This window comes from Nitrospina gracilis 3/211, from assembly GCF_000341545.2.
Classification (GTDB): Bacteria; Nitrospinota; Nitrospinia; order Nitrospinales; family Nitrospinaceae; genus Nitrospina; species Nitrospina gracilis.
Genome location: NZ_HG422173.1, coordinates 538,642 through 554,359, shown reverse-complemented (window position 1 = coordinate 554,359; position 15,718 = coordinate 538,642). Strand labels below are relative to the sequence as shown.

The following is a 15,718-nucleotide window of genomic DNA, read 5'->3' as shown; positions in this document are numbered from 1 at the left end:
CAGGTTAGTAGGTATTGAATTTTTGCAGGATGGCGGGATCGAGAGGAATGGTTTTTAGCAGTTCGACAATGCGTTTCCCGGCGTCGCCTTTTCCGTACAGGTTTTCGATGCCGGAGAAATCCGATTCCAGCGCGCGGCGGAATCCGTCACCAATCGCCTCTTTTTCGGCGGGGACGTCGATCACGTTGGCGTTGCGTTCTCGGTCCGCCTGCCGGGTGCCGATGTTCACCACGGGCAGTCCAAAACTCGCCGCTTCAATGATGCCGCTGCTGGAGTTGCCCGCCATGGCATCGGCGCACGCCAGCCACGATACAAACTCCTCGCGCGGCATGTGCACCCGCACGCGGAAATCCTTCCGGTTGCGGTACTGCTCGATGACGCCGCGAATATGGTTGCCCCCCGCATCCGCGTTGGGCAGCAGGATCACGGCCTGAACACCGCTGTCCACCAACGCTTCCATCAGGTGCACCGTCTGCCGGGCCATGCTGTCGATTTCCTGAACCACGGAGTGAAACAGGACCAGCGCGACGGGTTGGTCGGGGTCCAGGTTTTCAGCCGCGCACAAGTCTTTGCGTGTGTGCCGGGCCAGTTCTTTCAAGCCGTCGAGTCCCGGAGCCCCGGTAATGAAGATGCGATCCCTGCGCTCACCCATTTTCACCAGTCTATCGAAAGATGTTTCGGTGGCGACAAAGTGGTAATGCGCCAGTTTGGAAATCGCATGGCGCACCGGTTCGTCCACGGTCCCGGACCGCTCCCCGCCGTGCAGGTGGACTACGGGAAGATTGAGGTGGACCGCTGCCAGGGCGCCGGCAAGCTGTTCCCCGCGATCGCCCAGCACCAGCACCGCATCCGGCCGTTCGAATTCAAACGCATCGACCATGCCGATGAGTTCCGATCCCAGGGCACGGGCCATAGCGGCTCCGGACGTTTCATCCAGTGCCACCGGCACGCGTGCGGCGATGCGCAGTCCGCTGGACTCGATTTCCGTCACGGTGTTCCCATAGTGTTCGGACAGGTGCATGCCGGTGACGCAGAGCGCGAGGTCGAGATCCGGATCGTGGTGAATGCTCTCCAGAGTGGAGCGAAGAAGGCCGAAATCGGCGCGGGTGCCCGTAACGTAGAGAATTTTCCTCATGTTTCGAGGTCCGGCCAGTACAGAGTGTGGAAGGCGGGGCAGTCCATCAGAAGTTTTTTACCGATCACCTTGTTCATGTCCCGTGGAGGAATCCCGGTTCCCGGCCGCAGTAGCACCAGGTCGTCCTGGGTGATGATGGATCCCGCCTTGAGCGCGCGCGAAAGGGTGACGCTCTTCCGCACCACGTCGCGCACCGGCAACTCGGATTCGGTCGGTTGTTTGAGTTTGGAACCCAGCGCTTCTTCAATGGACCGGATGTGGTGTACCAGTTCCTTCAATTCGTCCGGCTCCAGCGACGCGGCGTGGTCGGGACCGGGCAGGTGGCGGTCCAGCGTGAAATGCTTTTCGATTATGCTCGCTCCCATGCTCACTGCCACCGGAGCGAGCAGGGTCCCCACCGTGTGGTCGGAATACCCGACGGGCAGGCTGAGTTCCGCGTTCAACGTCACCATCGCGTTCAGGTGGACGTCGGAGAACGCGGCGGGATAGTTGGACGTGCAGTGCAGGATGGTGAGCATCTCCGCCAGCGGTTCCGGGAACCCCGAACGGGCGCGGGTACTGCGAATGGTTTCCACGGCGTCATGCACCTCTTCCAGCGTCGCCATGCCTGTGGACAGGATGACGGGCAGGCCCTTCGACGCGATGTGCTCCAGGAATGGCAGGTTGGTGATTTCCCCCGAGGGCACCTTGAACCGCTTCATGCCGAGTTTCATGAGGAAGTCCACCGATTCATGATCGAACGGCGTGGACATGAATTCGAGTTTCCGTTTTTCGCTGTAAGCCTTGAGCTGCTGGTGCAATTGCGTGGAGAGCTCGAGTTTTTTGAGCATCTCGTACTGGCTGTCCTGGCCGGTCAGGTGTTTCTGGTAGCCGGTGGTTTTGGCGGTAGGGGTGGCCAGTTTGTCGGCGCGGAAAGTCTGGAACTTCACCGCGTCGGCTCCGGCATCCGCCGCGGCATCGATGAGCTGGAAGGCGAGCCGCTCCTCTCCGTTGTGGTTGACTCCCGCTTCAGCGATGATGAAGCAACGCTTGTTTTCTACCATACTGTCCACCCGCCATCGACCACCAGGTTCTGTCCCGTCATGTAGGAGGATGCATCCGATGCGAGAAACAGCACCGCGCCGCACATCTCGTCCGGTTCGGCCATGCGCCCCATCGGAACCTTCTGGCTGTAGCGCCGAACGAACGTATCGTTCTGACCGCTGAACACGCCGCCGGGGGTGACGGCGTTCACCCGCACACCTTTGCCGCCCCAGTAGGCGGCGAGGTATTGGGTGAGGCCCCACACCGCCGCCTTGCTGGTGCTGTACACCGCCGGGGTGTTGATGGCCCGGCCTTCGTATTCCGACCCTTCGTAAATGCGCTGGTCCGGCGCGGTGATGCCGTAAATGGAAAGCGTGTTGATGATGCTGCCGCTCCCGCGTTCCGCCATGGCGGAACCGAACACCTGGCACCCCAGCATGACGCCGGTGGTGTTGACCTCCATCACCTGGTTCCAGTCTTCCAGCGGAAACGTCTCGAAGGGTTCGAAAAAATTGGGACTCTTGAAGGCGGCGTTGTTGATGAGCACGTCCACGAGACCGAACTCCGCCTCGATCTTGTGATTGAGCGACACCAGCGCGTCCTTGTTCGTGATGTCGGCGGGATACGCACGCGCCGCGTCCGGGTGGACGGCATTCACCGCGGCGGTCACTTCGTCCGCTTTTTCCGCATTGCGGTCCACCACCGCCACCCGCGCGCCGTTTGCGGCCAGAGCCAGGGAAAACCGGCTCCCCAGTATGCCCGCGCCTCCGGTAAGAAGAACCGTTTTGCCATCCAGGGAAAAATTGGGATCAGGATGTTTCACGTTTTTCCTGCATCAAAAGTTCAACGAGCTTGAGGTCGATGGGCGCATCGATATCGATCGATCTCTCCCGCGGCATGGCATGCAGCCGCGCGCGGCCTTCCCATAACCCTTTGGACAAGGTGCTTCGGTGCCAGACGTAAATCGAGGCATTCATGGCAAACACTTTCGGGGCGGTCTGCCGGGTCGCCAGTGCTCCTTCGGGGGTCTTTACCAGTTTATAATAACCGTCCGGCTGTTGCTCGACCATATTGAAGTAGGGATTTTTTTCCGCCTCGTATCCGGTGATGACCACGTCGGTCTCCTCATCTAGCAGGGCGATGCAGGCCACGATGTCCGCCACCTCGCGCAGGGGGAGGTGGGATCGAGGTCGACAATGGTGCGGACATCCACGCCCAGTCTGGAAACGCCGTCCACCAGGTGCCGAATGACGGGAATCTTCGCCGCGTTGTCGCTGGCAAGTTCCGCCGGACGCAGAAACGGCACCTCCGCTCCCGCCCGGCGCGCCACTTCGGCGATTTCTTCATCCTCTGTGGAAACGTAGACCTGGTCGATCAACGTACACGCTTTTGCCTGTTCGATGGTGTATTCGATCAACGGTCGGCCGAGGACGGGCCGGATGTTTTTTCGGGGCACCCCTTTGGAACCGCCGCGGGCGCAAATGGTGGCGATGGTGGTCACAAGCCCACTCCCAGCCTGGCTTTGAGGGCCAGTTCGGTGGTTTTCAATCCGTCGGTGACATCCAGGCAGGTCGGTTGCAGGGTTTCGACGCACTGGATGAAATGCCGCATCGCCGTTCTGTAGGAATCCACCATGTCAAAGCCCGAAACACCGCAATCGATGATCTCGGTTTCGCGCGCGCCGATTTTTTTCAGAGTCCGCTCTCCCAGGTCCCAGACCAGGGTGGCGCGGTCGCCCACCAGCTCGTACCGCCGGACGGGCTGGCGGGAAACGTAATCCATGTTGATCGTCACCAGCGGCGGGCCTTCTTTCTTTTTGAGCAGAATGGTGGCGGTGTCTTCCGCATCGATATCGAGCATGCTGAATTTCCCGGAATGGCCGGTGACGTGTTCGAACTCACCGAACCACCAGCGCGCCAGGTCGAATTCGTGAATGAGGTCGAAGATCACCCCGCCACCCAGGTCGCTCCGTGCACTGTAACTCTGCCGGTAGTCCTGAGCCTTGCGCCAGTCCGGCAGCCATTGACCGACGGTCAACTGCGTTCGCACCACGGTGCCCAGCGAACCCTCTTTCAAAATATCGCGGATGCGCACGATGGATTCCAGAAACCGCAGGTTGCAGCCGACAAACGTGGGACCGCTGAACTTGTTTTCCTTCAACAGGCGGCGCAGGGCGTCCACGTCAGACTGTCTGGTGACGGCGGGCTTTTCCAGGTAGAACGGAATCGCCGCTTCGATGAGCGGGGTGATGGCGTCCATGTGCAGGCCGGAGGGCGTCGCGACCACGGCAAAGTCCGGACGTGGTTGCAGGGTTTCGTAAAAATTGGCGACGACTTCCGCCCGGCAGGCATCGGCCAGGGCATCGCGTACCGCTTCCCGCCGCAGGAATACAAACTCCGTTTCCGGAAACAGTTCGCGAATATTCTCCACGTGCCGGGTACCGATCGACCCGGTGCCGATGATCAGGGCGCGCATGGTCTCCTGTTACTTTTCATGGTTCGTGGTTTCTTTCAGAAAAACATGAATGTTTAGAATAACGCGAAATGGCGGAAAGGCAATGGGGAAGGGGAAGAAGGCATGGGTACGTATCAAAGTATCAACCGTTTTTTCCGGCAAGAAGGGATGCAATGACATCCATGATATTTTCCGTGGCGCATCCGAAATGGGGAAGAGACACGGAAGGCTTCCATTGTTCTGCCAGCACTTCCGCCAGCACCGGTTCCAAATCGTCCAGCTTGTTCACCCCGCGGGCGAGGCCCAGTTGAGAAAACGGTGCGTCGTCGGCATACACGGAAAAATCGAGCGTGATGAACGGAACCCCCAGCAGCATGCCCTTGACCCCGACGGTCGAGGTGAACGAGACCACCGCATCGGTGGCTTTCAACAGCACGTTGAGGTCGTCGGTCAGGGGACTGAACTCCGCGCGGTCCGGCAGGGATGCAAGCGGGCGTGTTTCGCTCGGATGCAGGCGCAGGACCAGCTGCCAGTCCGGGTGGCGTTCCAGCATGTCGAACAGTGTGGAATCGACCTTGCGTGGCAGATCGGGGTCGCCTTGTTTTCCTGTACGCGGATGCACCGCAGGCAGAAACTGGGAAGCCCATAAAATGACCTTGCGTTCATTCCAGCCTTTCTGTTTCCGAAGCTCCTCGGCCTGTGGTGCGAGATTTTCCCCTGCAAGAAAATCGTAAGCCGGGTTGCCGGTGATTAAAATATCTTCGGGATTGCGACCTTTTTCCACAAGAAAGTCCTTGATGGAATCGAGCCACACGCAGACTTTGGTGGCGTAGCTGTTCTCGCGAATCCATTCGTATTCGATGAGCGCGAAGGAATCGACGATGCACACCGAGGGAATGCCCATTCGAGAAGCTGTCGTCAAGGCCGCCCGTTCCGCACGCGGGGAGTTGGTGGCAACGACCAGGTCGGGTTGCACTTCCTGATACCACCGTTCGAACACCGTCGTGGGTAAAAACGCACGGCGGCTTTTTTCTTCATACAATTTCGCCGCTTCCGTTTCGCCGTGCTTGCGGACGAGGTCCCAGTATGAAAGGCCGAGGTAGGCCACGGTCTCGGCGTGCGGCACGGCGGGATTGGAAAGCCCCTCCGCCAGCCGTTCGCCCATTTCCAGAGCCGGGGCGTCGCCGTCGCGGACGAGGTCGCGGAAGCCGATATGGGGAATGCCTTCTCGTTCGAAAACGGCTCCGGCGGTGGTGAGTCCCAGCACGGTGACATCGTACTCCGATCGTGAACGGAGGGCGCGGGCGACGGGTACGATCATGTTCACGTGGCCGCCGCCGTAAGCGATGCAGAGGATTTTCTTTTTAGCGGCCATGGCGGAGGTCAGCGGAAGTGTTTGGTTTTGACATCCGTGGAAACGGGACGGGACTCGTTGTGGGGATGCTTGCCGAATACCATGCGGCCGCTTTCCACTTTCCTTTTGTAGAGGCTGGCATCCGCCCCAACCTCGCAGTTGTCGCCGATGTCGCAGGCCCCGATCACCGACGCCCCGGCGTAAAGCGCCACCCCCTCGCCCAGGCGCGGGTACTCACCATCGAAGTTGTCGCCCACGGTGCAGTTCTGCGAGACGAAAAAATAATTCCCGTATTCCGCCTTGCCCAACACCGTACCCAGCGGGTGCATGAACAGGAACACGTCGGGAAGTTGTACCGAGAAAAAACAGTCGAGACCGTGCAAGGTTTTGTTCATGTAAAAAATCTTTTCACAAAGCGACGGGTCGCCGCCGTTTTCGTGCAGGACGCGCGAAAGGGTGTACAGGTACATGGCGTACTGGTCGGAGTTGAGATGGTTGAACCGCGGCGCACCCTCTTTGTGGAAATAAGGATTGCGCACCCGCGCGAAACAAAATTCCAACCGTTCGAGGGACTGGTCGAAGGCCCTTTGCATTTCGTCCGGCAGGGCCGGGCGGGAATCGGGAAAGAAATGGTTCAACTGGTCGACAGTGAACTGAAGCAGTTCCGGACGGGTTAAGGACAGGTCCATGACGGGTTCCCGAAGTGACGGGCCGGTGTTTTCACCGGCGCGAGGAGACTCAACCGGTGCCGCGCACGGCGTTGAAAGTTAGAGACCGGTCCGCGGAGAACGGCGTGAAGGCGAACCGGTGTTCCCCTTTTTCAAAAAACAGCATGTACTCGTAAAACGGGTCTTGGGTTTCGGTGACGAAACGGCTCTGTCCGAAATCCCCGCGCCGCGGAAAGTAATAGGCGGACAGCAGCGTATGCGATTGTGCGGTGATCTGGTTCAGCATGGCCGGGACGTCGGTGAAAAAATTCGGATGCTGTTTGCGGCGCGCTCCCGCTTCCGCATCCAGCGCCGCGGTGTCGTCTTCAAAGTACCGGTCGCCCTTGCCCGTCACCACGAGGAACGCGCCCGGCCGGGCAACGCGGAACATTTCCGCCAGCGCCTGGTGTTGGTAAGTCGCATCGAACACGGCGAGACAGGTGACATTGTCGAACCGGTTGTCTTCAAACGGCAGGGCCTCGGCCTCGGCCTCTTTGATGGAACCGATTCCTTCCTGTTCCTGCCAGTCCTTTTGCGCGGCCTCGACCATGGCGGTCGAGATGTCCACGCCGTGCACCTCCAGCCCGTGCTCCCGGTAGAAAGCGAACCAGCGTCCCCACGCACACCCGACCTCGAGCACGTTGCCCTGACGAAAAGGGTGACGCATCAAAAGATCGCGGATCACCCGGTCGCTCCCCGTCACCGGGTCTTTGGGTATCACTTGGCTTTCGGCGGCGCGGTCGTCGGCTTCCTCCACCCGTTGTTTCCAGTATTCGAGATAATTTTGGTCCCAGTATTCTTTGCGGTCCATATCCGCCTTCATTCGTTGACGCGAATGGTTTCGAGGAACGTGTCGCCGAAACGGTTGTTGGCGGCGACGGCCACGACCTCAAGGTCGGAACTCAGGACGCTGTCGGCATCGAAAACATAATGCCAGCTTTGACCGTCTAGGCCGAAGTCGAAGTTGTCGTGGATGAAGCGGCCGCTCCGGGTCTTGATGGCCAGGTACGGCTGCGGACCGAACACCCGGCTTTCCTTCGTTCTCACCTCCAGATGGAAGTTGCTTCCGGTTTTGCCGAGCTTCACCTCGAGTTGGAGCTTTTCGTGCCGGCCCCGGTGCACCACCTGTTTGAACGCCTCGCGCGCGGTGGAGTACTTGAACTGTACCTCCGGGTGTGCCTTCGCTGCCTCGGCGACGAGCTCGCGCACCCGGTTCACCTCGACGGCAATGTCCCGGTAGTCGTGGCTGAGTACGCCCATCAGTGTGGGCTCCCCTCCGGCAGCGCGGCGGAATGCCTTGTCCACTTCCTCCTGTGTGATGCACGCGACGCGGCTGTCGATGTTCAGGAAGCGTGCGATGTAACGGCGGCACGAGCCAGGTTTCTGGTAATCGTAAAAATCGGGATTGTAAATCGACCAGTCCGCCGGAGCGCGGCGCCAGTCGCCGAAGCGTCCATTTCGCAGATCGTTCTGCGCTTCGCGCTGTTCGGCGTTGTCGGCCGCGATGTTGGAGCAGTCGTAGGGAATCCACTGCTCGAGGAACCAGTGGCTGTCCGGCCGCTCGGTGTGAAACCCGGCGCGGAACACCACCGGGAAAAAATTCCGATCAATGATTTTGCGGCACAACCCCTCATGCAGATGTGGCGAGTTTTCGTAGGACGTGGCGCAACGGTGCGCTTCCTGATACGTGGACATGGGGTGGAAGTGCCACTCGATGGCGTCGCGGTCACGGCTGTTGTATTTGTCGAGGAACTCCTCGTAGCGGTCCGAGATGTTGTGAAAGCCGAGGTCCTTGTGGCGCGGGTTGGAGGTGTAGCCGACGTGATCGACGCAGTGCCAGTTGTATACCCAGCCGCCGCCGAACGAGTCGGGCAGCTCGCGGCGGAACTTGTCGCCCATGATGTTCGCCAGCATGGCCTCGAGGCTCGCCCACGTTTCGTGGTATTTCATGCGGAAGGGGTTGAGGAAATCCGCGACCACATCCTCGCGTCCGTCCAGCGGTACCTGTTTGTTCTTCAGTTTTTCCAGGTTGGCGTGGGTGGGGTCGATTTCGATGCCGAAGGTGTCGCGCAGGCGCTCGAAGGTGGCGGAGAGCGGTTCGTACAGCGGTCCTTCGGTGTCGATGGCGTGGACAATGTGAACCACGTTGGAATCGGTCATAAATCAGTGCGGGAGAAGTTGATAAGGAAACGAATTCGCATGCGGTTCCATTTATACCGCGAATCTTCAGGCCCGGCAATTATTTCAGAACGATGCGGCAAGCGCAAGGCGCGGAAATCACGGTGTGGTGCATCCGGCATGCGGCAGCGGTTCGAACTCGATCTTAAGCACGGGTTGCAGGAATTCCTGCATGCGTTCCTCCGCGAACCAGCGGGTGAAAACGTAGCGCAGTCCCAGTAGAGGGGAGACGCCCTCCTTCCCGGGCACCACCCTCATCACCGCGGCGCAGCCGTTCGGCCGCACGCCGGGCGTTTTTCCCCACACCTGCCACAACAGCCTGTCATCAAACTCCCGCCCCTGCCGAATGAATTGTTCGATGTGGGCCTCGGTGCGCGCGTTCCGGTCATGCACGGCGTACCATTTCAACTCCCCGTAGGCGCGGTAGAGCATGCCCGACAACTCGTAACGGCGGTACACATCGCGTCGGGTGTACAGCGGCGTTTCGAAAAATAGCAGCGTGCCCGCAGTGGGCGGGGGCTGCGCCTTCAAGCTTTCGATGGTGGCGTGATCGACGGCGCTGCGCACCAGCATCCGGTTGTACTTGTAAATGATGCCGCAGGTGAAAAGGATGAGGAACGCGCTCAGTGCCACGCCGGTAAAATGCGGCGGCAGTTTTGGCAGAAAACGGGGTAGAGTGGCAAGGATCAATACCCAGCAAAGCCCCAGCGGAATCGACATCAGAAACGTGTGGCGGTAGCCCCATTCCGAATACACGCCCTTTCCGACCATGGCGTAGGGCACGATACTGAGCGTGAGCCACACCGCAACCACGATGGTGAGTCTCGTATTCAGCCAGCCGGAAGGAAGTGTGGCGCGATTCGCTTCGGCGCCGCGCCGTTTCCAGAGCGTCACCACGCCCCACATCACCAGCGCGAACACCAGCCAGTACCATCCCGGGAACTGGCGGAAGATGCGGATGGTTTCCCGCACCGCGCCGACCAGGTTTCTCTGCATGATGTAAAGGAAGGTGCCGACCGCTTCGCCAAACGGTCTGGTGAAGAAAATGAGCTCGTTGTAATTCTGGTTGAAGCCGCCGGGCGGCGACATCTTGCGTTTCATCACATACACGACAAACGGCAACGCCAGCAGCGGCCACCACCGGCGCGCAAAAGGCAGCAGGGTGGATGCGATCGGTGCCTGCAGGCGGTTTTCCCGAACCAGGACGCCGTACCACGCCAACGCGACAAACCCGAAATAAAACGCGAGCAGCGAGTTGTAGGTGTACATGGAAAGACCGAGCAGGAGGACGACGACGGGAACTTTCACCGCGCGGTGCGCCTGCCAGTTCAGCGCCAGCGCCCAGCCGAGGCAGAACAGTCCCATGCTCACCACGTAGTGCATGGTCAGGTGGTGCACGGAAATCCAGAAGAAGGGATAGGTGAGCGCCAGTGCGGCGGCGAACCACGCGGCCATAGGCGGCAGGTGAAGGGTGCGTGTGTGGATGACGAACAGGCTGAGCGCCATGAGGATCAGCGACGCGGCCTGCAGGAATCCCTGCAGCAGCAGCGCGGCGGAACTGCTGTACATCAGGTCGTAAAAAGGGATGAGGTGACGGTGACCGAGGTCGCGCCAAAACTTTTCGAACCCCGCCCAGTCGTTTTCAAATATCTGGAGCCACAGAAACCAGTCGTCGAGGAAGATGCCGTCGTTCACCAGAAGCAAACCGTGCGCCACGACGCCCAGCGCGGCGAGGCTCCAAAGGTAGCGGCAGTGCGTGGCTTCCGTCTGGCCGGAAACGTTCATGAATGCTTCCTGTTCATGGGAGGAAAATGGAACATCGGTCACGTGCCTTCAAGCGGGCACGACCTGCCTGTGGCGTCGATGCCCAGTGGTTTCAGATCGACCGCAGCCAGCCGGTCGTAGTGTGCGGGCAGGGTCTCCGGGGAAACCATGCGCCGCCACAAATAGCCAAGCGCGACGAGCGCCTCCGTCATGTCTTCTCTGGCGTGGACGATGAGTTCGCCCAGGCATCCTCCCGGTTGAAAATGTTTCGAGCCGGCGCGAAAGCCCAGTCCTTTGCCCCACTCCGCTTCCATGCGCCGGGCGATGCCGGTGCGGGCGATGGGTTCGTTCAGGTAAGCCTCCGATGCGGGCAGGGGATTTTTTCCTTGCCTGAGTTCGTTCAGCACGATGCCGACCCATTCGCGGTCGTAACGCCGTTTCTGCAGGTAAGGCGGGACGCCGATGAACTGCTCTCCGCCCCAGGCGGCATCGAGGGTCAGCGATACCTCGGCGTAGTGGTAATCCACTCCCATGCCCATCGGCAGGTGATTGGTCATGAAATACATGCCGACACCGGGCAATGGCTCCTGCTTTTTCAACTGATGGATCACCGCCTGGTTCTTGGCCCAGTGCGCCTGCTGGGTGAGGTAAATGCTGATGTTGATGAACACCAGAATCGCAAGCGCTGTAAAACCGAGAAACCGTTGCACGGGCCAGCGTACCCGCACGAAGCGGTTGCCGATGTAACCGATCGCCGCCAGGGTCAGAAACGCCGCACCCAATCCCATTTGCCGGTTGTGCCTGGCCTGGTACGACAACAGCATTCCCATCTTGTGGTTGGCTGCATGCGCGTAGGCGAGGGAGGCGATCAGGACGCATCCCAAAGCGAGGTACCATACCAGCCGTGCAGTGGGAACGGACGCAGGGTCGCTTGACTTTTTCTTATACACCCAATACGCCCCCGCAAGAACGATCAGCAACAGCGGAAGGGAAGTGTAATACGCGCCCAGGCCGATGAGGGGAGCGAACAGCGCGTTGGCCACGCTACCCGCAAAAAATGCCAGCGTCTTCAGCGACAGAAAGTCGATGCTGTAATACCCGGTGTAACGGCCGACCACGGGAAAGAGGTACGGCTTGGCAAAAAAGAAAACCAAGGGCACCAGCACAATCGCCCAGTGTGCTTTGAGGAAAGCGGGAAGGTGCTGCCGGATGTCCGTCCATGCGGGACGCGGCGGGTAGCCCATCGTGTACGCAAACAGGACGAGGACGATGACATAATGATAAACCAGAAACGCCTGGTAGAAATACGAAGCGAACAGGAGCGCGAGGGATACGCCCTTTAACAGTCGGTTTCCGTTTTTATCGAGATGCAGGAAATACAACAGCCAGCCGCCGAAGAACAGCACGGGGGGAATGTGATCGGAAAACGCGCCCCACACGATCATGTGGTAGAACGGCCAGCACAGTGTGAAGGCGGCGACGAACCATGCGGTTTTCCGGGAAAGCGGAGTGAATCGGTGCAGGAAATGGAACTGGATGAAACTGACCAGCACCAGCGGGAGCAGGGACAAAAACTTGAACAGGTAAATGTTGAAAAAATTTTCAAACGGCAGGTACACCCACCAGAACGCAAACGGCCGCCCGATCTCGTACCACATGGCTTTCATCCGGTCCCAGTCGCCCCGCTCGGCGAAGAAGTTGAACAGCCAGCCGTCGGCGTAGTTGCCGTCGTTGATCAGCACCAGCCCGTGTGCCAGCAGGGCGATGCCGACGAGGCCTGCGTAATCTTTCCAGGGTTTGGATGTCGCGGGCAAAAGGGTCAAAGGCGTCTGGGTTGGTGAAACCGGGTTTTATTAAAATTTGGATGTTCTGCCTGGTTCATGCCGGGGATCGGGGCATGACGCGTTCGGTTCGTTCAACTGGCGCTTTTGATATTCAGAACCTGTTTGATTGTAAGGAGAATGACCTTCATATCAAACCAAAAAGATTGGCGTTCCACATATTCCAGGTCCAGCGCCAGCCGTTCTTCAGGGGTCGCCAGCGACCGTTTTGTTGCCTGCGCCAGCCCGGTGATGCCGGGAAGGACGCTGGTGCGCTTTCTCCATTGTTCCTCGGTGTAATCACTGCGCTGGGCGGGCACGTCGGGGCGCGGTCCCACCAGGCTCATGTCGCCGGTCACCACGTTGAGCAACTGCGGCAGTTCATCGAGGCTGGTCTTGCGCAGGAACACACCGACCGGCGTGATGCGCGGGTCGCCGAAGGCGGTCTGGTGCGACCCCACCTGGTCGGCGTCCGCCACCATGGTGCGGAACTTGAACATGAGGAAGGAGTGGCCGCCGCGCCCCACCCGTTCCTGGCAATAGAAAATGCCGCCGGGCGAGTCCAGCCGGATGGCCACGGCCACTGCAAGGAACACCGGCCACAGGAAAGTCAGCGCAAACAGGCTGGCGGTCAGGTCGAACAAACGTTTCATGGCACTCCGGGTCAGGCGTCCGGGCGCGGACGCAATCGGTTGATGAGATACTCGCGGTAGCGCGGGATCGCCGCACCGCTGACGAACAGGAGCGTCACCCCGGCCAGCGACGCAAACAGCAGAATGCCGGGCAGGCCGGATTCCAGTGCGGTGGTGGCCAGCGCAAACGGGGCCAAGGCCAGCGGGCACACCAGGCCGATGCGCAGCAGATCGAGGGCCAGCGGGCCGTCAAGCAGATGAATCCCGTGCCGTTTTTTCAACAGGATCGACTGGTACCCCATCACCACCCAGTAGGTGAGAATGAGGGACGCCACGATGCCTGTCAGGCCGAAGGCGCTTGCGGCGAACCAGGCCACCGGCAGGAACACCACCAGGCCCCCCACGCTGGCACGGAAAGCCAGCGCCGTGTCTTTTCTGGCGTTGGCCGTGGCGGCCAGAAGCGTGGCCGCACCCTGTGCCGGAAGCAGGGTCATGCCGAGCACCGCAAGGAACGCGATCTCTTTCGTATCCTGCTCCGACATCGCGCCCCAGCCGTACACGATCTCGGTCAACGCGTCGCCCCACCAGGCGAAAATCAGGATCAAGGTGTACGAGATGGCGAAGATGCCGAGCACGCCGTTGCGAGCCAGCGACACGCCTTCTTCATCGCGTCCCTGGATGAAGCATTCCGACATTTTGGGCAGCAACACCACCGAGAACACGCCGAGGCCGACTCCCATCGGCAGGTCGATCAGCTTGGTTGCGTAGTTGAGCGTTGCGAACCCGCCGGGCCCTTCCAGCGACGCCAGCGCGCGGGCGATCACCGGCAGCAGGAACAACAGGCTTCCCGCGCCCAACGCCTGCCCGTAGCGGAGCAGGAGACCTTTATCGATCCACCATCCCGGCGCCGTGCCCTGCATCACGCCGTACTTCGGCAGGCACAGCACCTGTGACAGCAGGCGCAGGAGTCCACCCACGATCATCGCCCCGGCGAACAGAACGAGACCGTTGGGTCCGTCCAGGAATCCCCACAACGCTCCGATCAGGGTGAGGTTGAAGATCAGTGTGCCCAGTGCGGGCACCGCGAAATGCCCCTGTGCCTGGAGGAATCCCGTGGTCACCCCCGCCAGTGCGGTGAGCGGCAACAGCCACAGTACGATGGCAAGCAGGGACTCTCCCTTGCGTGCCGCCTCGGCTTCGAACCCCGGTGCGAATACGGCGACCACGAATTCGGCGGCGGCGATCAGTCCCAGTGCCAGCACCACGAACGTCAGCCCGACGACCGCGGCCGACTGCAGGAGAAGGGCGTTTTTCTCTTTTTGCGCGTGGCTTTGGTACTGCGGTATGAGGGCGGCCGCCAGCGCACCTCCCAGAAGGATGCTGATCAGGAAATCCGGCAGGGTGAGGGCGAACAGCACCACGTCCGCGTCCTCCGAGACGCCGAACTGCGAGGCGATGGCGATCTCGCGCACGAATCCAGCCATGCGGCCCAGCAGGACGCCTCCGGAGACCCACAGGCCTGCCGAAAGCAGTTGGCGGAATACCGATTTTGATTCCATGAAAAGCTACCCCGGGTTGGAAACATGGCCTTCAAACCGTCGGCCATTGTACCTTGGAAGGAACGGAATGAAAATCAACCCGGCCCGGGCACGCCGTCATGGATATTGCCGTCGGCATCGATCGAGTAAACGATGCGGAGCGGGTCGCCGGTATGCCGGGCCGTGGCGCGAAAGGTGGTGGCGTTGCCCTTGAGTTCGAACTCAACCATGTCCGCCGGCTCGAACGGGTAGTCGTCGCTGGTGATGATTTCGCGCGTGCAATCGTCTTTTGGGTCGTGGTCGTCCCAGTGCATCTTGCAGGTCCAGTAAATGCCGCCCAGCACCGACTCCGCTTCCCCCTTGTAAAAACGCTGCATCATGGCCTCCTCGCTGTCCAGGCTGGAGAGGATCCACCACAGAAGGGGCAGGGTGATGAATCCCAGCACGAAACCGCCGACGTTCCAGCGGTTCTGAAAAATGAAGGGTGGAAACAGTTTCACGCGTCGCTCCCGGTCAGGACATCTTTCCCATTACGTAAAACAGAAACACCGCGATGATGCCCCCGATGATGGCGGCGATGCCCAGAAACGTGAACAGGCCGTACAGGTAGCTGTTGAAAAAATCCCGGGCATGGAACCGGGGTTTTGCAGGCGGTGGTGGTGTGTCTTGCGGCCAGGTCATGAAAACATTATGCGGTCAACATCGGCATACCGTGAGAAAAAAATGCGTTTCCGGGCGCAAAAAAATGGGGGCATTGCGGGAGAGAGCGGAAGCTGGATTGGGAGAAGTGTTGAAATTTCCTCGCATTGGAAAACTCCGGGGCGTGGTTCAGGTCAGGGAAGGCAGGAAAAATTTTTGCACTCCCGGCCGATGAAGGGGAGCACATCGAAAACAAGGTAGATGTAGAGAAACACCGCGGCGATGAACAGGAGGGTCAGGACGGCAAACGCGACCATGCCGCAAAGGAAACTCACCAGGAATTCAAATGCGTTGAACGGGGAGTCGGGGGTCTCCGGCACGGGGGTCATGTTACCAGTATGCGGTACGGCGGGGCCCCGTAAAAGAAAAATCAGGGTGGGTCCCTGTCCGGGGGTTTTCAATAAGAGGAAAGCC

The 15,718-nt window shown here is 60.0% G+C and carries 17 protein-coding genes; all 17 read right to left on the bottom strand.

The window, feature by feature from the left end; all coding sequences use genetic code 11:
- Window positions 1-4: 4 nt before the first annotated feature.
- Window positions 5-1,135, bottom strand: coding sequence for a UDP-N-acetylglucosamine 2-epimerase (gene neuC / locus TX82_RS02595; RefSeq protein ID WP_005006492.1), 1,131 nt, complete (start codon window positions 1,133-1,135; stop codon window positions 5-7).
- Entirely contained in the window at window positions 1,132-2,178 is a 1,047-nt protein-coding gene (gene neuB, locus TX82_RS02590) for an N-acetylneuraminate synthase (RefSeq protein WP_042250395.1), read from the bottom strand. Before neuB ends, neuC begins: the two co-directional genes overlap by 4 nt.
- Window positions 2,172-2,981 (bottom strand): SDR family oxidoreductase, encoded by an 810-nt coding sequence (locus TX82_RS02585; protein WP_005006488.1) that lies wholly within the window; start codon window positions 2,979-2,981, stop codon window positions 2,172-2,174. The genes neuB and TX82_RS02585 overlap by 7 nt, the downstream gene beginning before the upstream one ends.
- Window positions 2,968-3,309: a glycosyltransferase family protein gene (locus tag TX82_RS16465; RefSeq protein WP_222822953.1), complete on the bottom strand. Its 342-nt coding sequence runs from the start codon at window positions 3,307-3,309 to the stop codon at window positions 2,968-2,970. Before TX82_RS16465 ends, TX82_RS02585 begins: the two co-directional genes overlap by 14 nt.
- Window positions 3,288-3,659, bottom strand: coding sequence for an acylneuraminate cytidylyltransferase family protein (locus TX82_RS16460; protein ID WP_222822951.1), 372 nt, complete (start codon window positions 3,657-3,659; stop codon window positions 3,288-3,290). Before TX82_RS16460 ends, TX82_RS16465 begins: the two co-directional genes overlap by 22 nt.
- On the bottom strand, window positions 3,656-4,633 hold the full coding sequence (locus tag TX82_RS02575; RefSeq protein WP_005006485.1) for a Gfo/Idh/MocA family protein: 978 nt from the start codon (window positions 4,631-4,633) through the stop codon (window positions 3,656-3,658). The genes TX82_RS16460 and TX82_RS02575 overlap by 4 nt, the downstream gene beginning before the upstream one ends.
- Window positions 4,634-4,754: 121 nt before the next feature.
- A complete protein-coding gene (locus TX82_RS02570) occupies window positions 4,755-5,987 on the bottom strand; it encodes a hypothetical protein (protein ID WP_005006483.1) in 1,233 nt (410 codons plus the stop codon).
- An 8-nt stretch (window positions 5,988-5,995) separates the two neighbouring features.
- On the bottom strand, window positions 5,996-6,655 hold the full coding sequence (locus tag TX82_RS02565; protein ID WP_005006482.1) for an LbetaH domain-containing protein: 660 nt from the start codon (window positions 6,653-6,655) through the stop codon (window positions 5,996-5,998).
- A 49-nt stretch (window positions 6,656-6,704) separates the two neighbouring features.
- The gene (locus TX82_RS14985) at window positions 6,705-7,484 is read right to left on the bottom strand and encodes a class I SAM-dependent methyltransferase (protein ID WP_052338178.1); all 780 of its coding nucleotides are present in this window, start codon (window positions 7,482-7,484) and stop codon (window positions 6,705-6,707) included.
- 8 nt (window positions 7,485-7,492) lie between these two features.
- A complete protein-coding gene (locus tag TX82_RS02555) occupies window positions 7,493-8,833 on the bottom strand; it encodes a hypothetical protein (protein WP_005006476.1) in 1,341 nt (446 codons plus the stop codon).
- A gap of 117 nt (window positions 8,834-8,950) precedes the next feature.
- The gene (locus TX82_RS02550; RefSeq protein ID WP_005006473.1) at window positions 8,951-10,636 is read right to left on the bottom strand and encodes a hypothetical protein; all 1,686 of its coding nucleotides are present in this window, start codon (window positions 10,634-10,636) and stop codon (window positions 8,951-8,953) included.
- Between the two features lie 38 nt (window positions 10,637-10,674).
- Window positions 10,675-12,438: a hypothetical protein gene (locus TX82_RS02545; protein WP_005006467.1), complete on the bottom strand. Its 1,764-nt coding sequence runs from the start codon at window positions 12,436-12,438 to the stop codon at window positions 10,675-10,677.
- A 92-nt stretch (window positions 12,439-12,530) separates the two neighbouring features.
- A complete protein-coding gene (locus TX82_RS02540; RefSeq protein WP_005006465.1) occupies window positions 12,531-13,088 on the bottom strand; it encodes a sugar transferase in 558 nt (185 codons plus the stop codon).
- A gap of 11 nt (window positions 13,089-13,099) precedes the next feature.
- On the bottom strand, window positions 13,100-14,626 hold the full coding sequence (murJ, locus tag TX82_RS02535; RefSeq protein WP_005006463.1) for a murein biosynthesis integral membrane protein MurJ: 1,527 nt from the start codon (window positions 14,624-14,626) through the stop codon (window positions 13,100-13,102).
- 74 nt (window positions 14,627-14,700) lie between these two features.
- Entirely contained in the window at window positions 14,701-15,105 is a 405-nt protein-coding gene (locus TX82_RS02530) for a hypothetical protein (protein ID WP_005006461.1), read from the bottom strand.
- 13 nt (window positions 15,106-15,118) lie between these two features.
- On the bottom strand, window positions 15,119-15,286 hold the full coding sequence (locus TX82_RS16120) for a hypothetical protein (protein ID WP_005006459.1): 168 nt from the start codon (window positions 15,284-15,286) through the stop codon (window positions 15,119-15,121).
- Window positions 15,287-15,438: 152 nt separating this feature from the next.
- A partial coding sequence (locus tag TX82_RS02525) for a hypothetical protein (RefSeq protein WP_222822950.1) occupies window positions 15,439-15,718 on the bottom strand: 280 nt, incomplete at its 5' end.